Consider the following 20924-nt stretch of genomic DNA (forward strand, 5'->3'; position numbering starts at 1 on the left):
ATGGCTGATGGGCAATCCGGGGGGCATGATCCTTCCACGGTCCCTAGTGGCAGCGACCGCCCAGGCCAACGAACCGAGCTCGAACAGGGAGCCGTTACCGATAGCCATCTACTATCGCCGCGGCAATCTCTTTGTAAGCGCGGCGGGTCTCGGGCTTGAGCACATCCAGGGTAACGAGGTCACCATCGGCAACCCCACGATCGTGCGGAACAGCGATGAGCTCGCGGCAGATGCCAGCCAGGTGCTCCTCGATGGCGTCCTTGTCCACGCGGGAGGACACTTCGTCCTTGTCCGTGATCACCACAATCGCGTTCCGGGCCAGCTCTTCGTACCCGTGGCTGGCTAGCCACTGCAGGGTGCTGCGGGCTCGCTTGGCCCCGCTTACCGCGTAGCCAGCGGCGATGACCAGGTTGTCCGCAGACTGCAGGATCCCGCTCATGGCGTTGTGGGTCACTCCGGTGCCGCAGTCTGTCAGCGCCACTGAATAGTAGGCGGAGATGAGCTTGCGGATCCGCAGGTACTCCTCTGCGGTCAGCGAGTCGGAGACCTCCGGGTCCTGTTCCCCCGCGACGAGGTGCAGCCGTCCGGCGTGATGCATGTACGGGGACAGAGAGGTAAGGGAGTCAACTGATTCGATGTTCCGGAGCAGGTCCGTGATGGTGCGCGGGCTGGACTGCTGGTAAATGCCCTCACCCAATGCCCGCTCCACCAGGTCGCCGGAATCCGGGTTTGCGTCAATGGCGCACGGCGCGTCGCCTCGATATTCGGCGAGTGTCAGGCCCACGCCCACGGTGGTGGAGGTCTTTCCGATGCCGCCCTTGAGGCTAAGCACGGCAGTGTTGTAGCTGCCCTGGAGTTGCCGGGAAATGCGGCGGCCCAACTCTTCTTCTTGGCGCTGCTTAGGACCGGGGCCTAGATTCCACGCACCACCCGTCATGCTGTAGATCGCACCGCGGACGCCGCCGTGCGGACGGGGCTTCTGTTCCTTCACGAACAGGCCTGGCGAACTAGTGAAGTCCGGCATAGGGATATCGGCGATTGCATCAGCGACATTCGGCCGCGTCCTACGCAACGAGTGCGCCTCAGCAGGGGCATCCGAATCCGCCAGCGCCCCTCGCGGAACAACTGCACCCGGGACCGGCGCATCAATGTCCGGTCGACTTTGTTGCACTGATGCCGGGAGCCGGGTGGGAGCGGGTACCTGAGGAACCGGTTTTGCAGCGTCGGCGGCTGCGGCCGCGTCCGCCCATGAGGTCCGTCGCGTCAGCGGCCCACCGGGTTCAGGCTGCCCCGAGGTGTTGGGGGTAACTACGGGCATGGTTCCTGTCCGGGCATCCGTCAGGTCGCCGTCGGCGCGACGAAGGTCACGGCGTCGGCGCCGCTGCGGCTGCCCTGCATCCTCTGCGTGGGCGCGTGCGTTATGATCCGCCGGATCTGGCATGTCTGTCCCCCCATGACGTTCGGCAAACTCTTGTGCAGCACTGGTTCAAACAGCAAGTCTAGAGGCTGTGGCAGATGCGCCGCGTCATTACGGGTAGGTGCAGTCCCGGTGTGGACCAGCCGAGCTCAGAGGAGGCCGCATACGCACCGCCCTTGTACAGCCGAAGAAGCCTGGCTGTGGTATCAATATGGGCTATGGGGAGAGATCGGCGAAAAGCACCACGGGAATACTACTTTCCATCCCCCTCCCAAGCTGCAGGTACTCCCCCAACGTTCGCCTGGCCAGGCTCACAGTTGCAGCCCTGGTCACCGTAGCGGTCGAACTTGCGCGGACCATCTGAAGGCGAGGTGAGACATCTCGAAAACCACCGGCTGTGGCGCGTGGTCCTCATCGCCATGCTGGTACCCCTGGCAATGGTCGCCTTTTGGCCGAGCCCCGTGGACCAACCGGTTAAGGGCCAGCTCGCAGCCGTACTGGACTTCCTTCACCGCCATGGAATTCCGGCATGGTTCAATTACAGCTTCGTGGAAGCGTCCGCGAACGTGGTGCTTTTTGTCCCGCTCGGAGCAGTTAGCTCGTTGGCTTTCCCCGGCTGGCCCTGGTGGAAAATCGGTGCATTTGGACTGCTCATTTCCGGGTGCATGGAACTGGGCCAGCTGCTGTTTCTTCACGACCGTTTTCCAAGCCCGCTGGACCTTGTAACAAATACGTCAGGCGCAGTCATCGGCGCACTCCTGGTAACTGCAAAGCTAAAACAACTACAGGCCCGCCGCCTTCCGGCGGCGGACCTGTAGGAGGTCTATGGCAGTTCGCCTAGTTGACGAAGCCCTTCATCCAGGTCCTGAGGTCCTCGCCGAACTCCACCCGCTCTGATGCGAGGGTGATCACGGCCTTGAGGTAGCTGAGCTTGTCCCCGGTGTCGAAGCGGCGGCCCTTGAACACCACACCGTAGACGCCGGAGCCTTCGCCCTCACCGGCGGCCAGGGTCTGCAGCGCGTCGGTCAGCTGGATCTCGTTGCCGCGGCCCGGCTCGGTCTTCTCCAGGATGCCGAACACGGCCGGGTGCAGCACGTACCGGCCGATCACGGCCAGGTTGGACGGTGCCTCCCCCACGGCAGGCTTCTCCACCAGGCTGTTGACGCGGACATAATCCTCGCCGTCGACCGCTGTGATGTCCGCGCAGCCGTACGCGCTGATCTGGGACGGATCCACCTCGATGAGGGCGATCACGGAACCGCCGGTCTTCTGCTGCACCTCCATCATGCTGGTTAGCAGGTCCTCGGCCTCGTCAATGAGGTCATCGCCCAGCAGCACAGCGAACGGCTCGTTGCCCACGTGCTGGCTGGCGCACAGTACAGCGTGGCCCAGGCCCTTGGCCTCGCCCTGGCGGACGTAGTGAATGGGACCCAGCTCAGAGGCGTGCTCCACGGATTCCAGCTTGTCCCTGTCACCCTTGGCTTCCAGAGCACGCTCCAAGCCAGGCTCGCGGTCAAAGTGGTCCTCAAGAGAGCGCTTGTTCCGCCCCGTGATCATCAGCAGATCAGTGAGGCCGGACTTCACCGCTTCCTCAACGACGTACTGGATGGCCGGCCGGTCTACCACCGGCAACATTTCCTTCGGCATCGCCTTGGTGGCGGGCAGGAAGCGAGTCCCCAATCCGGCAGCAGGAATGACGGCTTTGGTTATTGCTTTCCCCGTTGTCATAGCTGAACCTTACAAATTGCAGGGCAATAATGGCAATCGACGCGTGCATCGCAGAGGACGGCCATGTCCAACCCACGGGGCGTCGTCGCGCGGCAGCTGGCCCATTACAAGCTAATGCACGCGACTACGGGGACTGTGTCGCCGTAGAACTTTCCAGGCCGGGCTCGCTCAGGGATTTCTCATGACTGAGGCAGGCATCACAGAACACCAGTTCTGCCAATTCACCACAGCACTGGCAGCGATGTTCCAAGGCTTGGGCTACAACCGTATACGCGGACATGAATGAATACTCGGCCATGGAAGCGGCGCCGTTAAGGGTGGTCAGTACTCAGATTTCTGACGCCGGCTACTTGGTTACCCCATGGATGTTTTACCGAAATCGGGACCAATCATGCCAGACTGAACCGTGCTTGATTCCGTTGCCGTTGTGCTCTTTGTGCGCCGGCTGCTCACGACGGTTCTCGTAGCACTGGCGCTTTGGCTGATCGCAGCCTTCCAGCTGTTCTTCACTGTTCACTATCCTCCGGCTGTACGCACGGACGCGGTGATCATGCTCGGAGGTGCCAGCAGCGAGCGGTTGCCGGCGGCGCAACAACTGAGGGCTTCCCTGGGCATCCCCATATTGGTAGTTTCACACACTGATACACCTGGAAACGCAAGCGCCGACGCGCTTTGCCAGCAGGAAGCGTCCGATGTCGATGTCACGCTCTTGTGTCTCCGTCTGGCAGAGAAGGACACGCGGGGGGAGGCCCGTGCTATCGGCGAATTGGTGGCCGCCCAAGGATGGACCAGCATCACCGTTGTCAGTTCCCGCTATCATTTGGCGCGTGCAGGACTGCTCATCGGTCAATGCACGACGGCGGACATCGCCTTGGTCGGCTCCACACCCGACTTCAATCTGAGACAGTGGGTGGAACGGTTCGTAGTCGAAACCGGCGGGCTTCTGGACTCAATATTGCGTCCTGAGTGCGCCGGGTAAACTGCCCATTGCACGAATCAGAGACCACCAAGTTTCTCCAGACTGCGGGTGAGGAGCGAAAGATAATGGACGCCGAGCCATCCTCGGAGACTCTTTCCAGTTCCCCTCGACACATGCGTAAACGCCGGTTCCGCAGCGACGTCTCAACGCCGCTCCTGCCCGTCGCCCCCATGGCCGGGCGTCAACCGAAGCCGCCGGAGAGACGGAAAGCCGGACATAGCCAGAAGCGTCTGGTGGCGCTCATCCTTGTGGTTCTGGTATCCATCAGCGTCCCCGCCCTGGCGCTGACCTTGATCCTTGCTTCCTGACCTCACGTCAACGTTGTACAGAGTGAGCGTCTCCTCGGCCTGTTGCGGTAACATCGGTGGGTCACTCGCTGCCTTTTTTGGGGGAATTTATGCCTACTGTCATGCCGATTTTTGGTACCCGCCCGGAGGCCATCAAAATGGCACCGATTGTGATTGCCCTGCAGGAGTCCGAGGACTTCAACTGCATTGTGACGGTGACTGGTCAACACCGGGAGATGCTGGATCAGGTCAACGAACTCTTCGGCATTGTTCCGGACCATGACCTTAATATCCTCCAGCAGCGCCAGTCCCTGTCCGCTATCATGACCCGGACCATGGACGGTCTTGACAGGCTCTTCACGGCAAACAAGCCCGACGCCGTCATCGTCCAGGGGGACACAACAACCTCAACTGCCGGCGCCATTGCTGCCTTCTACCACGGCATTCCCGTTGTCCATGTTGAAGCGGGCCTGCGCAGCGGGGATCTTTTCTCGCCTTTCCCCGAAGAGGCAAACCGAAAGGTCACCAGCCAAATCGCCAGCCTCCACCTAGCCCCCACCAGCACAAGCAAGGCGAATCTCCTTGCCGAGGGCATCTCCGAGGACGACATCGTGGTCACCGGCAACACCGTGATCGACGCTCTCTTGACGACGGTAGGCAAGCACATCCCCTTCTCTGACCCGCAACTTGAGGAGTTGGCAGCCAGCGGACGCCGGATACTGCTGGTCACCACGCACCGCCGTGAGAACCAGGGCGACGCCATGCGCGGGGTGGGAAGGGCGCTGGCGCGTATCGCCGAAGCAGAGCCGGACCTGACCATAGTTCTTCCTGCCCACAGGAATCCCGTAGTCCGAGAAGCGGTCCTTCCCGCCATTGAGGGCAAAGGCAATGTGATTGTCACCGAGCCCCTGGCCTACGGCGAATTTACGCGCATGCTGTCCCTTTCCCACGTCGTGCTTACCGATTCCGGTGGAGTCCAAGAAGAAGCGCCAAGCCTGGGCAAACCCGTCCTTGTGATGAGGGATAACACGGAACGGCCCGAAGCAGTCCACGCCGGCACTGTGACTCTTATCGGGACTGACGAAGAGCGGATCTTCAAGGAAGTCGACCGACTACTGAATGACCCCGAGCATTTCAATGCCATGGCCAACGCCGTAAACCCCTACGGCGACGGCTTAGCCGCGAAGCGCACCGTGGCCGCTCTAGCGGAGCTGCTTTCTGTGGGGAGCCGCATCGAGCCCTTTTCGTCCTAAGCCCCGCCGTAAGTTACCTCCGGGTGTCCGTTTTTAGTAACCCTCATAGGGCTGGCGCATAGTTAGGACCATGGGTACCTGCTCCGCTCCGTTGGTTTAAGTAAGCTTCGATGAATTAACGAATACCTCCCTCTGTGTCTTTGAACCGTCCCGGGTTTGATGCCGCTATCTTCTGTGAAAGATAGTGATTATGCCCAAGCAGTTCCCGCCCGAAGTCCGTGACCGTGCAGTGCGCATGACCTTGGATCGGTTGTCCGAATACCCGTCTGTCTATGCTGCCTGCAAGGCACTGGCACCGAAGCTCGGGGTCGGCCCTGAATCGCTGCGCCGGTGGGTTGTCCAGGCACAGGTGGACGCTGGTGAGAAGACCGGGCCGAGCAGTGACGAGCTGGAGGAAATCAAGCGGCTCCGGGCTGAGGTGCGGGACTTGAAAGAGTCCAACGAGATCCTGAAACAGGCGTCGATTTTCTTCGCGAGGGAGCTCGACCCTCGCCGCCGCTGATCTGTCGATTCATCGACGAAATGCGGGCCGAAGGTTATGCGGTCGAGTCGATCTGTGCAGTCCTGCGGGAGCAGGGCGTGCAGGTCGCCGCACGAACCTACCGGGCGTGGAAGAAACGCCTGCCAGCCCTGCGCACCATCGAAGACGCGCGCATCACCGATGCGCTCCGGGCCTTGAAAGTTCCCGATGTGAAGGGACGCCCCGGCCCGAGATCATTTACGGCCGGCGGAAAATGACGCAGTGGCTGCGCCGCAACGGATTCCCTGAGGCTTCCAAACACACCGTGGACCGGCTCATGCGTGAAGAAGGCATGAACGGCCTCATCAGAGGCCGCAAGACCCGCACTACTATCCCCGGCAAGAACGGCCGCCGCGCCGGCGACCTGCTGAAAAGGGACTTCACCGCCCCGGCTCCGAACCGGATCTGGGTCACTGATTTCACCTACGTCCCGGTCTACTCCGGATTCGTCTACGTCGCCCTGGTCATCGACCTGTACTCGCGGGCGATCGTTGGCTGGGAGACCTCCACCGTCAAGGACACCGCGTTCGTCGAACACTGCCTGCGGATGGCCTTGTGGCGGCGCGAACACACCGGGCGCCCGGCGCCGGCGGGACTGATTCACCATTCAGATGCGGGAAGCCAGTACACCTCGATCCGTTACACGGACACCCTGGCCCTGGAAGGCCTGCAGCCGTCCATTGGCAGCGTGGGTGATGCTTATGACAATGCAGCCGCCGAAACCGTGATGGGCCTGTTCAAGAACGAGGCCGTCGCGAAGGATTCACCGTTCCGCGCCGGGGCGTTGAAGACCGAAACCGACGTGATGGAAATCGTCTTCGAGTGGGTCCACTGGTACAACAACGAACGCCTGCATTCCGCCCTGGATCACCAAACGCCAGAGGAATTTGACCAGACATATTATGATCTACAAACCGGCCCGCTACCCGGCGACGCCGCCAACAAACAGGCGGCATGATTCCCGGGACGGTTCACTTAGGAAACACAAAGAAAATAGTTTCTAGAGCCGGCAATTGTGAGTTGGAGAGGCGCAAATGTTGACTCTAAGAACGGTGAATCCTGGCGGCATCGAAGCAACCGTAAGGTTGTGCACCCATGGCTAATTTTGGGCGGAAGGACAATCTGGACGCTCAGCACCGCAGCCCTGCGCTACGGCGCCGCGAGCTCCTCAGGATAGGAACACTCGTCACGGCGTTCACCGGTGTTTCCGCCGCTTCAGGCTTGGGCATAAACGTTTGAGGTGTGTCAAGGATGTGAGACAGTCGGGTAGTTTCTTTTCGGTCAGGCAGCAGCGGGAAGCTGTTGGTTTTTGGTTGTGAAGTTGGCCATCGCCGTCGCCGGCGGCAGGCCATCGTTGTTGGTGTGAGGCCTCCAGCGGTTGTAGAACACTTCGATGTAGCGCATAGTGGCCCGTCTGGCGTCTTGCCGGGTGGTGAAGCTGTGGTGATGGTAAAACTCGTTCTTCAGTGATGAGAACAGCGATTCCGCCACGGTATTATCCCAGCACACCCCGGTGGCGCCCATGGACTGCCGGACGTTATTCCCGGCGCACCAGGCGCCCATCTCGCGGGATGTGTACTGCGTTCCATGATCACTATGGAAAATCGCGTTGGGGCGCAGATGACCGCGGTCTCTGGCCATCGCCAGGGCTCCGGTAACCAACGAGGCGCGCATGTGCTCAGCCATGGCCCAGCCGACCACCATGCGGGTGCACAGATCAATGACAGTAGCCAGGTAGAGCCATCCTTCGTCGGTGCGCAGGTAGGTGATGTCTCCGACCAGGCGCGTCCCAGGGGCCTGTGCGGTGAAGTCCCGACCGATGAGGTCGGCGAAGACCTTGTCCGGATCTGAGGGGATTGTGGTGCGCTTGAAGGCGCGCATCCGCTTGGCGGCCCACCCGTTCTCGGCCATAATCCCCGCCACTGTGCCCACCGAAACTTCGATGCCGGCGGCGGCCAGTTTGGTGTGCACCATGCGGTGGCCGAAGATCCCATCGGAGGAATCGAAGATGGTCTTCACCTGATCGGTCAGCTCCCGGCGGCGGAGCGCGGTCGGGGTTTCCGCGGCGTCCAGCCAGCGGTAATACGTGGCCCGTGGGAGATCAAGCTGCCGGCACATCCAGGCTACCGGGAAGTCGGCGTTCTTCTCCTGAACAACTCGGTACAAGTCCTCTACCGTTGTTCTTTGGCGAAGAACGCCGAAACTTTTTTCAGGAAATCGTTTTCCCTCTCCAGTTCACGCAGCCGGGCCTCCAAAGCCTTGTATTTCGCGGGATCCACCGGATCATCCGGTTTGCCGCCGCCCTCCGGTTGCCCTTCACGGGACAGCCGCACCCAGCGTTTCAACGCCGTGACGGAAATGCCGAGCTCCGGGGCTACAGAGGCAGGCGAACGGCCAGATGAAACCACAAGCTCAACGGCATCAGCCTTGAACTCATCGGAATAGGTAGGTCGAGCAGACATGAGCACAATCCTTTCAAACTGTGTCTCACATCAGTAGTACACCTCAGTTGCTGCCGCAGCGCCGAATGACAAGATTCAGCCCTCCACCTACGTTCCCCTGATGGAAAAAGGCGCGGCCTCAGGTGTCGGCACACTGGACGTGGAATTCAAAATTCCATGGGCCAACTGCCGGACTCTTCCGCCACGTATGTGCGGAAGAGTAGCCTGACTCCGTCTCCGGCCTCATCGGGGAAACGATCAAACGCATGGGCCTCAAGCACCGGCCCCTGAACTCCGTGCCTCCCTGGCTACCGAGATGTACGAGGCCGGCATCAGTGACTTCATCGTCCAGCGCAACATGCGCCTCTCCAACATGGACACCACCACAAAGTACCTGCTGTCCAGCCCGAAGGGTTCCGCCAAGGCTTTGCGAGTCTGCCCGTGACCATCATGCCCGAATGCTCCGGCCGCCGGCGCCGCGCCGAGAAGTAGAAGCCCATCTTCACTTGACCTGGGTCTAAGTTCTAGTAACCATCCATACAGCGCCGACGGTGGTCTCTGACCTCATCAGGAACGGTCCAGTCTGCTGGCTGTTCGAATGCGGTCTCAGATTCGCTGAGATCAGCGTCCTTGAAACGATTCCGAAGCCTTGCGATCGCCATGGTCACTTCTGCGTCCCACAGTGCCAGGGGAGTTGCGATGTGCTTTTCCCCCACGTATGGCCGCGAGATCGTGACGCGGCCATCGAGTGCACGATAGTCAGAGCGCTCGGCCCCGATCTCATTTAGGAACAAGTTCATGTGATTTTCCACGTGATCTTGATCGCCGATGTTCTGAACGAGGTGGAGCATATTTCCACGGTTCCACCGTGGATCGGTGTAAAGGTCGATAGCCCGTGCCCGGCCCACGAAGGAATCAGCCACTTCGGCTTTAGTCATTCCGGGAAAGGCTGTCTTAATGGTTTGTTCAGCCCAGCGCTTGTGATAATAGCGGAAGATGTCTGTCTGCCCCGAAAGGCTGACGGCTACGGAGCGCCCGAATCGAGTGGCCAGGCGCATGGCAGTGAAGCCACCTCCGGAGGATCCGTCGAATACTGGGAATACCGTCGCCGTGGCAGCCAAGACCTTCCGGGTTATGGGCTCCATCCAATCGTCGGGGTTGACCTTGGACGTGCCCGCGTACCAGGCAAGGAGATTCGACTCGTCGAGAGTCAACGTCGGATCAGCAAATAGGAGGAATGGTGCGCGGCTCATGACAGAGGATGTGAATCGGTGGAACATGAATCCGGGCTGCCCGCCCTTCGCCCCATGCAGCGTGATTCGGAGGACGTCACTCCCTTGGGGGTTCCCACATCCCACCATGAAGCCCAATGTCATTCCATCGCCGATATGGATCTGATATATCCGGACGTCGTCGTCAGGTGAAGGCTGGAAGTCGTTCAAATCGGTCAGTTCATAGACGGGACGCTTGTAGTAGGGGTGGCTCTCTTGGACAAGTCTCATGGCGTCTTTCTGAATGGCGCCGTTGCGAGGACGATGCGGCGCTTGGAGTGGTGGCACCTGATGATTCTAGGGCTTCAAAGGCACTGTCTCGAGCGACTGTTCGCCGCCCCGCCGCCGGTACCGCCAAGTAGCGGGCCCAATCAACTGCAAGTGTTCTTCGACCGGCAGGTACCTTCGGCTCCGTAAAAACGGGTACCGACTACGCAGGTGCGGTGGTGCCCCACGGTGCTTGACTTTCGTATCTTCCTTCGGATTGGAGTTGAGATGCGAATCAAATCACGGGTGCGCGGAACTGGGAGAACATTGGCTGTTGGCGCTATCTCAGCGGTTCTGCTCGTTACCGGGCAGCAACCGATCCTCAACGCCGATGTAGGCGCCCGAGCGCCGCTGCCAGCCCAAACACAAACCGTTCTACTCGACCCTAAGGCCGCTCCCTATAACGCAAAAGGCGATGGAGTCACCGACGACACCGCAGCGCTCCAGGCATGGCTAAACGCAGGGGGAACCCGCCTCGCAGGCGGAACATTCCGGACCACTAAGGGCCTGACCTTGAACGGGGACAACCGCAGACTCTACACCGAGAACGCCAAAATCCTGGCAGATGGCACAAACATCACTGCCCTGACCGTGACAGGCCGCAACGCCAGCATCAGCACCTATATCGACGGGAACAACAAGGCAGCAGGGGGCATCAGAGTCACGGGGCCAGGGGCCCTCATTGAAAACGGGTGGTACCAAAACTTCTGGTCCGCTACGCAAGCCGTCCGCGGCATCGAAGCAACAACTACGGGCGGTATCACCATCAGGAACAACGTCATCCGCAATGTACTGAGTGTCGGTGACACGACCTTGGGCAACGGCAACGGATCCTCCAGGGGAATCCTGCTGAGCGGCACGTCGGCAGCCACCGCGGACTCGATAATCTCCGGCAACATGGTCCAAAACATCACCGGTGAAGAGGGCGATGCAATCCAGGTGCTCTTCTTCGACGGCAAGAACTCCACCCCCTTCAGCTCTGGCAGGGTGACCGTCAGCGACAACAACATCTGGAATGTCTCCCGCCGCTTCATCAAGATCCAGGCCTCGGACGTCGCCGTGCAACGTAACAGGCTGTGTTACTTCCTGACGACGAGCCCCGCAAGGCCGGCTACATCCATCGACATAATCCACTCGCAGAACGTCAAGGTCATCGCTAACGAAATCACCCCGAACCTGCTGGGCCAAGTGGTCATCGCTGTGCGGGGTCCGTATGGGGTGCCGCTTAGTGGCGTTGAAGTGAGCTCCAACATCGTCCGACAGTCCGCGACAAAGACGTCAATCGGCATTTATTTGACCTGGACCACCGCCCCACTTATCCGAAACAACCGAATTTATGTGAGCGGCGCCGGTGTGCAAATGAGCTACACAACAGGAGCAATCCAGTCGGGGAACATGCAGTATCCCGGCCTATAATTGTGGCAAAGAGCACCCCCTGCGATGAGGTGGGGTGTTCTTTGCTCACAGTTTGAGACCAGGTCAGCGGGATACGAACTAGTCCATGGCTTATGAAGAACACCGCTGCCAGTGCTGCGGTGGGTTTACAGACGCTGTGTTCTGCGAAAGCTGTTATGCACAGGGGTCGGATCCTGCGGCTGCCTGACCAGGATCCGACCCCTAGAATGGTGGGCATGACTTTCGGGCAAAAACATCTGGATCTGAGCATGGAGTACGCGCAAGCAAAGGAGGCGCGCTCGGGGGCTTGGGAATTAACGACCACTGGTGACGAGCCCTACGCCGGCCGCGAGCCGGGCGACATCGCGGCTGAGTACGAGCGAGTGGTTCTTGAACTCGTAGCAGACCGCAACATCGAGGGCTGAGACATTTCCGCCGGTATTTTGCGTGGCCTCGCCGAAAAGCATGGATCGCCGCGAGTGGCGCGAAATGAGGCGCTGCTACATGCCGTCGAACACCACACCGCACAGTTGCGACAGGTCTGCGGTGCGGAAGTTCTTGAGGTAGGGGCAGCCCCGCAGCGAGAACATCCTGTTTGGAAAGAATGGTTCTTCGATTCTTCCTGCTACGCCGTCAGCAGCGAAGTGATGGCGAAACTCGACGACCCCTACTGGTACGCGGTCGCGGCCCAGCGGTCCCCGCATCTAGTGCTGTCGGATGGAAGCTTGCAGCAGGACCAAATCTTGCGTTTCTTCTCGCACGTCTTTCCCGTTGCCCAGCCTGGAGCAGTGTTCGTGTTGGAACACCAAGTCGTGAGTGGGACTGGGAGCGAATTGGAGACTCTTCTTGCCGAGGTCCTCAAGGGCGAGTTCTCCACAGATGGACCCTTGGCCAAACGGACTGACTTCCTTGGCTACTGCGCCCGGAACATTGTGGCGATCGAGCAGACCAAGTCAGCGGTGATCCTTCGAAAACGCATCTTCGATCAGCAAAAGTACACGACAGCACCACTCCAGGAAGTCGCAGAAGCCACGTGGCTCCTAGACCCCCCTGGCACCTACGAGAGGGTAACGCCAAAGATCTTCGGGTCCTCGGACATTGAACGGCGTACGCTCCAGCTGATCAAAACACACGGCGATAATCCCCACCCAGCTGCTGAGATCGGAGTCCTCAAGGATGTAGTTGTCGTAGAAGGTGGAATCGTTGTCACGAGCGACAACCGCATCATCGAGGAATCCTTCATTAACGCACGCCACACGGCGCAGCGAGGCCCCTTCTTTCGGGTGGGCAAGGGAGATCTGTTCGTGTCGGAGAAGCCCCTGTCAGGACCCGACCGGCTCGTTGCAGGTAGGCACGCCATCATCAAACAGACGTGGGACCTGAACTTCGGGCATTGGCTCGTGGACACATTTCCACGTGTCGCAAACGTGCTCGAGAAGTTCCCGGAAGAACCACTTCGTTATATTCTCAACGGTGCCGCGCCCCCACCTATCAGGGCGCTTCACGCAGCCAGCCTAGGCGTATTCGGCATATCCGAAGAACGCATTGATTACGTAGACCGGCGTCCTACCTTCGTCAAGGACGCCATCTATGCCACACCCATGACAGTACCCCCACTGGTCAAGTCACCGCGCACTGTTCAAATTCTCGAACAGGTCAGCGAGCGATGCCAGAACCAAGCGGACGATGACAGGTCTTGGGGTCGGAAGATATACCTCACCCGCAACAATTACCCGCGCCGAAACCTGCTGAACGAAACCGAAATTCTCCCCGTACTCGAATCAGCTGGCTACCAGGTCATCGTCCCCGAGAAGCTCTCGTTCAGCGAACAGGCAAGGGTATTCGCCTCCGCCACTCATGTCATCGGGAACATGGGTGCAGCATTCTCGAACCTTGTGTTCAGCCCCAAGGGCGTGAAGGTTTTCGCCCTGGCAACTGAGCACATGATGCACGACTACTTCTACGATCTCGTGTGTCACAAGAACGGGGAGTATTGGGCCCTTCAGGGGACCGCGTCGAGTGGAGAGGTGGGTATTGGGGCGGACTTTTCCATAGACGTGGACGAATTCGACCGCCTCTTCGCAGAGTTCGACCCGCAAACCTAAAAGGGCTACCAATCTGTTTGAACAGATTGGTAGCCCTTTTACCCGGCTAGGGTCGCTTGACGTTGTATTCGCTGAGGGCACCGCTCCCTGCGTTGGAGTAGGTGGCGGGTCGTGTTGAAGCCACCTGACTTGGCTCATTTGCTTAGTGCGTGAATTTTGGGCTCCGGATGGCATCGAGAATTGATTGTTGTTCGGCCGCGATGTCGGGGGCGAATGTTTGGTAGGTGCCGTTGATGGCTATGGTTGGCAGATAGCGTGAGTTGGTACTCGTGTTCCGGGTTGTTGGTATTGCTGTTCCGGTGAGTTGGTACTGCCGTGGTCTGTGGGTGCTGCGCTGTGGGTGAGGCGGTGCACTGGGCGCCGCCTCTTCCTATGTGAGGAGGCAGCATGGCCGATTTCAAGGCCATCATGACCTTGGCTGTTGCTGGTCGGAGCTATGACGAGATCGTCGCGGTGGTGGGGTGTTCACGCCGGGACGTAGCCGCGGCGAAGAAGACGATCGCGGCTTACGGGTTCACCGCGGGGCAGATCGGGGCGATGTCTCCGCAGGAGATCGCCCGGTTGTTTCCCGATGGCCGGAAGAGGGTCACGGAGTTATACGAACGCCCGGACTTTGATCGGGTGCTGGCTTCGATGAGGGAGAACCGGCACTTCACTCTCCAGCAGGCCTGGAGCAGGTATCTTGCCTCGAGCACCGCGAACGGCGCGAAGAAGTACGGGTATTCGCAGTATTGCGCCTTGTTCGCCGAGCATGCCCGGGTGACCGATGTCGTGGCGACGTTGCACCACGAGCCGGGCCGAGCGATGTTGGTGGACTGGGCCGGGGACACGCTGGGGGTCGTGGATGCGGTCACCGGGGAGGTGACCGGCGTCTATCTGTTCGTGGCGGTGCTGCCGTATTCCGGGGCGGTGTTCTGTCATGGGTATACGGACATGACATCGGCGTCCTGGATTGCCGCCCATGTGGCGGCTTTCTCGTTTGTTAGCGGCCATGAAAAACTGCCCATAGGCGGCCACGAAAGTGCCCGCTGGCGGCCAGCAGAACTGCCCGCCGGTGGCCATGAGATCTGCCCACTTCCTTACTTGTTCCTGCCGCGTCTTTAAGCGGTGGGGGCCTCTCCCTGCGGTTTGATGACGGTGTCTAAGCGCACCAAAAGCGAACCAGGAAGAGGCCCTGTATGAAGTCTGACGGAGAAATCATGGAAATTCTTGCTGCCTACGATCTGACCGGATCGTTGCGCGCCACCGCGGAGCTCACGGGCTGCTCGCACCACACCGTTGCTAAACACGTCACCGCCCGTGACGCGGGCCGGCCGATCGGGGAACCCGCGGCCCGCGGCCGGGTCACCGACGCGTTCCTGCCCAAGATCGAGGAATGGATCGAAGCCTCCAAGGGCCGGATCCGGGCCGACAAGGCCCACGAAAAGCTCCTCGCTCTGGGCTACACCGGTTCGGAACGGTCTACCCGCCGGGCGATCGCGCAGGTCAAAGCCGCGTGGCGGCTGGGCCACACCCGCGTCCACCGGCCGTGGATCACAGAACCGGGGATGTGGTTGCAGTACGACTTCGGCGACGGGCCCCGGATCGGCGGGGTGAAGACCATCCTTTTCGTGGCCTGGCTGGCGTTCTCACGCTTCCGCATCGTGATCCCGCTCAGGGACAGGACCGCGCCGAGCGTGTTCGCGGCCCTGGACCGGTGCTTCCGGATCCTCGGAGGGGCGCCGACCTATGTCCTCACGGACAACGAGAAGACCGTCACCACCGCCCACGTCGCCGGGGTCCCGGTGCGCAACCAGCAGACCCTGGACTTCGCCCGGCACTACGGGGTGACCGTGCTGACCTGCCAACCGGCGGACCCGGCCACCAAAGGCGGAGTCGAAGCGTCCGTGAAACTCGCCAAGGCCGACCTCGTGCCCAAAGACACCAACCTCCGCGATGACTACCGCACCTTCGCCGAGCTCGAGGCCGCCTGCACGGCGTTCATGGACGAGGTCAATCACCGTGAGCACCGGACGACGCGGCGGAAACCCGCGGCCATGCTCGCCGAGGAAGCCCCGCGGCTGCACCGGATCCCGGACACCGCCCACACGGTCGCGTTCGGCCTGGCCCGCGGCGTTCCGGAGAACACCCCAATGGTCACCTTCGAAAACGCCCAGTACTCCGTCCCGGCCCACCTGCTCGGAGCCCGGGTGTTCGTCCGCACCCACGGCACCGGGCCCGGCGAGCAGGTCATCATCGTCCACCACGGCACGACCGGGCCCGTCGAAGTCGCCCGCCACGAACGGGCACGGCCCGGCAGCCCCGCCATCAACGACGAACACTTCCCCGGAACCCGGGCGAAGCTCCCCGGCGACTACGAGGTGAGGGCCCGCAGCGCGGACGAGGCCGCGTTCCTGGCCATCGGCGAAGGCGCCAGAACCTGGCTCGTCGAGGCCGCCGCGGCCGGGACCGCAAGGATGAACGTGAAAATGGCCGAAGCCGTTACGCTGGCCAAAATCGCCGGCACTGATCAGGTCGACCGGGCCCTGGGCGACGCCGCCCTGCACGGCCGGTTCGCGCACCCGGACCTCGCCTCGATCTTGAACGCCAACATCCGCCGCACTACCACCCACGCCGCCAACGAAGCCACCTCCCTCACCCAAGGAACAGGGGCGTGGGCCGCGATCGGCAACCCCGCAACCATCACCACGCCGGAGGAGGCCCGATGAGCCCCGTCACCACGACCAATACCGTGGCTCCGCCGCTACCGGCGGACCTGGAGGCCCTGATGCGGTCCCTGAAAATGCCCCACGCCCGGGCGCTGGCCCCGGACCTGATCGCGACCGCCCGCGCCCAGCGGTGGGAACCGGCCGAGGTCATCAAGGCCCTCTTCACGGAGGAAGCCGCCGGCCGGGCCCGGTCCATGCTCGCTTCCCGCCGCAAAGCAGCCGGGTTCCCGACCGGGAAGACCTTCGAGGCGTGGGACCCTGCAGCGTCCTCCATCCCGGGCCCGACCCAGCAGGCACTGCGGACCCTGGAATGGATCACCCGCAGGGAAAACTTGGTCGTCTGCGGGCCCTCGGGGACGGGGAAGACGTTCTTCCTCGAAGCCCTCGGCCAGCAGGCCGTCGAAGCCGGAATGCGGGTCGCTTGGTTCAGGCTCGAGGACCTCGGCGTCCTCATCCGCGCCCACCGAACCGATGACAGCGTCACCCGGGCCGTTGCCCGGATCCTGCGCGCCGAGCTCGTGGTCATCGATGATATTGGTCTGTTGCCCGTGGCCACGGACGCCGCCGAAGGCCTCTACCGGGTCGTGGACGCAGCCTACGAAAAACGCTCCGTCGCGATCAGCTCCAACCTCCACCCCGCCGGGTTCGATGAGCTCATGCCCAAAACCCTCGCCACCGCCACCGTTGACCGACTGCTGCACCACGCCCACGTCTGCCAGACCAGCGGCGATTCCGTCCGTCTTACCCAGGCCCTCGCCGGAAAAGGAGTGACCCGCTTGAACTGACCAACCCAACGATGGCCGACCCCGCCGAAACGAATCAGTGGGCAGATCTGTTGGCCATAACCGGGCAGTTTTACTGGCCACCAGCGGGCACATCAACTGGCCGCCCATGGGCAGAACGTAATGGCCATTGACACTCGTTCTACGGCGGGGTCCCGCAGTTGGTGGTCCCGGACAACCCGGCGACCTCGACCCACCGGCCGAAGCGGGGCGAGTCGGCCCGCGTCCTGAATTCCCGGTACCAGCAGCTGGCCGAGCACTATTCGACCGGGATCGTGCCGGCCCGGGCAAAACGCCCCCGCGACAAGGCCGCGGCCGAGTCCGCGGTGAACGTGGTGAACAAGCGGGTGATCGGCTATCTGGCCGAGGAGGTCTTCACCACGGTGCAGGCCCTGAACGCGGCAATCGGTGCCCGGCTGGTCGAGATCAACGAGCAGATTCCCCGGGCCGATGGCAGCACCCGGTGGGAACGCTTCACCGCCGATGAGTCCGGGCTGCTCCAGGCGCTGCCGGCCGACGGGTTCGACTCGGTGGAATGGAAGCAGCTCAAGGTCGGACGGAACTACCACGTCAGCTGCGATTCCCAGCATTACTCCGTGCCCTACACCTACGCCGGGCAGCTGCTGCGGGTCCGGGTTACGTCCACCACGGTGACCGTCTTCGACGGGGACCAGGTTGTCTGTGAGCATGTCCGGCGGCAGGGCCGGAAGGGCCAATATTCGACCGATGTCGCGCATGCCCCGACCCGTCACCGGGGTATCGACGGGTTGTGGTCCAAGAGATGGTTCACAGACCGGGCCCGCGGCTTCGGACCAGCCACCGAGGCCGTCATTGCCGGGATCATTGACCGGCACGCTGTGGAGGCCCAAGGCTATCTGGACTGCCAGAACATCCTGGAGTCCCTGGGCAAGCGAAACAAAGCCCGTCTGGAGGCAGCCTGCCAGGTCCTGCTCGACACCGGTGCACCGGGAACCTACAGCACGATCAAGCGGATCATGGCCACCATCGACTCCGACACCAAGAAGCCCAGAACCGTCACACCGGCGGCGGCCACCCGCAAACCCGCCGGCGGCGCCGACCCCGGCGCAGGCATCGGGGCGGCGGTGCACGTGCGCTCGGCCGAGCACTACCGCCGCGGCGGACAGGGAGGACAGGGCTGATGTTCACCAGCGAGGACCACGAGAAATTCCGGACCCTGCGCATCGCGCACCTGGCCGTGCGGTTCGAGGAACTGATCACCGACGAGGCCAATGACGAGCTCACTCCCGAGCAGATCTTCCTCACCGCAGTGGACGACGCACTCCACCAGCGCCGGGCCCACCGGATCGACAAACTCATCCGGGCCGCACGGTTCCCCATCCCGCAAGCCTCGGTCGCCGAGATTAACTATCAGGAAGGACGCGGGATCACCCCGGTGCGGATGAAGCGTTACGCCGCCCACCAATGGCGCCAGGACCCCACGAACCTGCTGGTCATCTCACCAACCGGTGGCGGCAAGACCTACCTGGCCTGCGCGATCGGGATCGCCGCCTGCCAGAGCGGACACACCGTCACCTACACCCGGATGGACGACCTCGCCCGTCGGCTGGTCATCGCCCGCGGCGACGGCATCGGCCACCAGAAGATGCTCAACGAACTCTCGGACGTGGACCTGCTGGTCATCGATGACTTCCTCACCGTGGGCATCGACCCCGAGGCAGCCAACGACCTCTTCGCGGTCCTGGCCAACCGGGAACACCGCCTGCCCACGCTCATTGCTTCGCAGTCCGGCCCGGCCTACTGGGTCGAGGCCCTACCGGACCGGGTGGCCGCGGACTCGATCGTGAACCGGCTCGCAAACAACGCCCGCCAACTCAACCTCGGCGACGTCGACATGCGACAACTCCGCGACGACAGGGCCCGCGCCCAACCGGATCACTGGGAATAAACCCTTCCCAGGACATGGTGCCGGCCCCGAGCGGACAAGCGAAGGGCCGGTACCGTGTTCCCGAAATCCCGGTACCAACTACCCAGACCGGGAGTACCGACAGAAGCTATCTGCCAGCTATGGTGGCTGAGCGTAAGGGCCGGAGCTGTTTGATGACGTTACGCACCGCGAGTCCCGTCTTGTTCTCCACAGTCCGGGAGACGGCAAGCGCTGTGAATACGATGGGCAGGTGTGCCTAGCAGGCGTCAGTGACCCTCATCGAGGCTGCTTGAACCGGCCCGGGTTTGATGCCGCTATCTTCTGTGAGAAAGATAGTGATTATGCCCAAGCAGTTCCCGCCCGAAGTCCGTGACCGTGCAGTGCGCATGACCTTGGATCGGTTGCCCGAATACCCGTCTGTCTATGCTGCCTGCAAGGCACTGGCACCGAAGCTCGGGGTCGGCCCTGAATCGCTGGGCTGCTTAGGAGTTTTCGGACAGCGGATTAGTGGTTTTTCTACGCTGCCGTGGCCGGCTGCTGGTAACTATAGTGGACTTCATTCGGCCGCTGGCAGTTGAGTGCTCAATGGCGTCTGCGGCTGTTGTAGACGCCCTCGATGTAGCGGATTATGTCCTTGCGGGCGCGTTCCTTCGTGGCGTACGTCGTGCGGTAGACCCGCTCGTTTTTCAGAGCCGAGAAGAAAGTCTCCGCCTGGCTGTTGTCCCAGCAGATCCCGGTTTTCCCCATGGATGGACGCATGCCCAGCCCGGTGACCAGGGCCCGGAAAGAGGCCGAGGTATAAACGCTTCCGCGGTCGCTGTGCCAGATGGCGTTGGGCTCGATTCGTGTCGTCGCGGCGGCATTGGACAGGGCCCGTTCCACGAGCTCGGAGCGCATGTGGTCCTCGATCGCCCAGCCGACGACCTTCTTCGAATAGCAGTCGATGACCGTGGCCAAGTAGATGAATCCCTGCCAGGTGTGCACGTAGGTGATGTCTCCGACGAACTTGATGCCGGGACGATCGGTGGTGAAGTCGGTTAAACCAGATCCGGCAGGCCTCGGCCGCTTTGGTGTCGGCGACCGTGGTGGTCCTGAAGGGCCGTGGCTGGCACGGCACGAGCGCCTCTTGCCGCATGATCTGCCGCACCAGTTCCCGGGAACATTCGGTGCCCTCACCGGCCAGATCCGCGTGGAGCCAGCGGTATCCGTAGGTCCCGTCCGATTCCTTGAAGAAATACCGCACGCGGGCGGCCAGCGTGTCTCTGCGGGCCGCGGTGGCCGAGACCGCCAGTGGTAGAACCCCGAGCGGGAGACCTCCAGCCACTGGCACATCTTCAGCACTGCCGGCGCTTTCAGCGTGGATGCGTAGGAGTCGATAAATTCATACTTCGCCACTACCGTGGCTCCCTCGCGAAGTATGCGGCCGCTTTTTTAGGAACGCGGCCTCTGCCTTCAGTTCCTGGTTTTCACGTTCAAGTTCCTTAAGCCTGGCACGCTCGGAGACATTCAGCTCCGCTTCCGTCTCGGCGCCTCCGTGGGTTTCCTTGTACTTCTTCAGCCAATTACGCAACGTCTCAGCACCCACGCCATATTCGGTGGCAACCGTCTTGATCGGCTTGGACGAGTCGATGACTTCGCGGCACAGTTCATCCTTGAATTCCTGGCTGAACCTGCGACGGGTTGATGACATGCTGGTGATTCCTCATTCCGGTAGTCCCCATCATTTCATGGGGTACCACTGTCCGAAATCTCCACAGCAGCCCACACCGTGGAGCGCGACGACCAAGGTGGGGGAGTCTCTGAGATCAACCGGCAGTCCAATGCGTATGTCTCGCCCTGGCTGGGATGTACCACGTGGCGCTGCC

Annotated in this window: 17 protein-coding genes and 2 pseudogenes; 13 read left to right on the forward strand and 6 right to left on the reverse strand. The window is 61.6% G+C overall.

All coding sequences use genetic code 11. From position 1 onward, the window contains the following. Positions 1-94: 94 nt before the first annotated feature. Positions 95-1441 (reverse strand): MinD/ParA family ATP-binding protein, encoded by a 1347-nt coding sequence (locus AC4BCK_RS15650; RefSeq protein WP_490566124.1) that lies wholly within the window; start codon positions 1439-1441, stop codon positions 95-97. Between the two features lie 347 nt (positions 1442-1788). On the opposite strand from AC4BCK_RS15650, the gene AC4BCK_RS15655 reads away from it, so the two are divergent. Beyond that, positions 1789-2235 (forward strand): VanZ family protein, encoded by a 447-nt coding sequence (locus tag AC4BCK_RS15655; protein WP_490566125.1) that lies wholly within the window; start codon positions 1789-1791, stop codon positions 2233-2235. Between the two features lie 19 nt (positions 2236-2254). Here the strand turns inward: AC4BCK_RS15655 and galU are convergent, their stop codons facing one another. After that, complete coding sequence (gene galU, locus AC4BCK_RS15660; protein WP_490566126.1) at positions 2255-3145, reverse strand: UTP--glucose-1-phosphate uridylyltransferase GalU; 891 nt, start codon at positions 3143-3145, stop codon at positions 2255-2257. A 406-nt stretch (positions 3146-3551) separates the two neighbouring features. On the opposite strand from galU, the gene AC4BCK_RS15665 reads away from it, so the two are divergent. The 3 genes and pseudogenes from AC4BCK_RS15665 (at position 3552) to AC4BCK_RS15675 (ending at position 7142) form a co-directional block, all read left to right on the forward strand. Next, positions 3552-4124 carry a YdcF family protein gene (locus tag AC4BCK_RS15665; RefSeq protein ID WP_490566127.1) on the forward strand — a complete coding sequence of 191 codons (573 nt, stop codon included), beginning with the start codon at positions 3552-3554 and terminating at the stop codon, positions 4122-4124. A 397-nt stretch (positions 4125-4521) separates the two neighbouring features. After that, a complete protein-coding gene (wecB, locus tag AC4BCK_RS15670; protein ID WP_490566128.1) occupies positions 4522-5664 on the forward strand; it encodes a non-hydrolyzing UDP-N-acetylglucosamine 2-epimerase in 1143 nt (380 codons plus the stop codon). 190 nt (positions 5665-5854) lie between these two features. Further along, positions 5855-7142: pseudogene (locus AC4BCK_RS15675) on the forward strand (IS3 family transposase). A 323-nt stretch (positions 7143-7465) separates the two neighbouring features. On the opposite strand, the gene AC4BCK_RS15680 reads toward AC4BCK_RS15675, so the two are convergent. Further along, positions 7466-8350 (reverse strand): IS3 family transposase, encoded by an 885-nt coding sequence (locus AC4BCK_RS15680; RefSeq protein ID WP_490566129.1) that lies wholly within the window; start codon positions 8348-8350, stop codon positions 7466-7468. 5 nt (positions 8351-8355) lie between these two features. Continuing rightward, positions 8356-8646: a transposase gene (locus tag AC4BCK_RS15685; protein ID WP_227008100.1), complete on the reverse strand. Its 291-nt coding sequence runs from the start codon at positions 8644-8646 to the stop codon at positions 8356-8358. Positions 8647-8941: 295 nt separating this feature from the next. Between AC4BCK_RS15685 and AC4BCK_RS15690 the strand changes: the two genes are divergently transcribed. Then, entirely contained in the window at positions 8942-9070 is a 129-nt protein-coding gene (locus tag AC4BCK_RS15690) for a hypothetical protein (RefSeq protein ID WP_490566130.1), read from the forward strand. 79 nt (positions 9071-9149) lie between these two features. Here AC4BCK_RS15690 and AC4BCK_RS15695 read toward each other — a convergent pair whose 3' ends face one another. Next, positions 9150-10127: a hypothetical protein gene (locus AC4BCK_RS15695; RefSeq protein ID WP_490566131.1), complete on the reverse strand. Its 978-nt coding sequence runs from the start codon at positions 10125-10127 to the stop codon at positions 9150-9152. A 264-nt stretch (positions 10128-10391) separates the two neighbouring features. On the opposite strand from AC4BCK_RS15695, the gene AC4BCK_RS15700 reads away from it, so the two are divergent. The 8 genes from AC4BCK_RS15700 to AC4BCK_RS15735 all read left to right on the forward strand — a co-directional run bounded on the left by AC4BCK_RS15700 (position 10392) and on the right by AC4BCK_RS15735 (position 19080). After that, complete coding sequence (locus tag AC4BCK_RS15700; RefSeq protein ID WP_490566132.1) at positions 10392-11579, forward strand: right-handed parallel beta-helix repeat-containing protein; 1188 nt, start codon at positions 10392-10394, stop codon at positions 11577-11579. Positions 11580-11794: 215 nt separating this feature from the next. Then, the gene (locus AC4BCK_RS15705; protein WP_490566133.1) at positions 11795-11983 is read left to right on the forward strand and encodes a hypothetical protein; all 189 of its coding nucleotides are present in this window, start codon (positions 11795-11797) and stop codon (positions 11981-11983) included. 54 nt (positions 11984-12037) lie between these two features. Continuing rightward, entirely contained in the window at positions 12038-13663 is a 1626-nt protein-coding gene (locus AC4BCK_RS15710; RefSeq protein WP_490566134.1) for a glycosyltransferase family 61 protein, read from the forward strand. 387 nt (positions 13664-14050) lie between these two features. After that, the gene (locus AC4BCK_RS15715) at positions 14051-14767 is read left to right on the forward strand and encodes a transposase (RefSeq protein ID WP_490566135.1); all 717 of its coding nucleotides are present in this window, start codon (positions 14051-14053) and stop codon (positions 14765-14767) included. A 74-nt stretch (positions 14768-14841) separates the two neighbouring features. Next, positions 14842-16371: an IS21 family transposase gene (gene istA / locus AC4BCK_RS15720; protein WP_237428196.1), complete on the forward strand. Its 1530-nt coding sequence runs from the start codon at positions 14842-14844 to the stop codon at positions 16369-16371. Further along, complete coding sequence (gene istB, locus AC4BCK_RS15725; RefSeq protein WP_237428195.1) at positions 16368-17156, forward strand: IS21-like element helper ATPase IstB; 789 nt, start codon at positions 16368-16370, stop codon at positions 17154-17156. The genes istA and istB overlap by 4 nt, the downstream gene beginning before the upstream one ends. A gap of 161 nt (positions 17157-17317) precedes the next feature. Then, the gene (locus AC4BCK_RS15730; RefSeq protein WP_490566923.1) at positions 17318-18313 is read left to right on the forward strand and encodes a Mu transposase domain-containing protein; all 996 of its coding nucleotides are present in this window, start codon (positions 17318-17320) and stop codon (positions 18311-18313) included. Further along, positions 18313-19080, forward strand: coding sequence for an ATP-binding protein (locus tag AC4BCK_RS15735; protein WP_490566136.1), 768 nt, complete (start codon positions 18313-18315; stop codon positions 19078-19080). The genes AC4BCK_RS15730 and AC4BCK_RS15735 overlap by 1 nt, the downstream gene beginning before the upstream one ends. 495 nt (positions 19081-19575) lie before the next feature. On the opposite strand, the pseudogene AC4BCK_RS15740 reads toward AC4BCK_RS15735, so the two are convergent. Then, positions 19576-20749: pseudogene (locus tag AC4BCK_RS15740) on the reverse strand (IS3 family transposase). Positions 20750-20924 lie beyond the last annotated feature (175 nt).

It is taken from the genome of Pseudarthrobacter sp. As-47 (assembly GCF_058215595.1).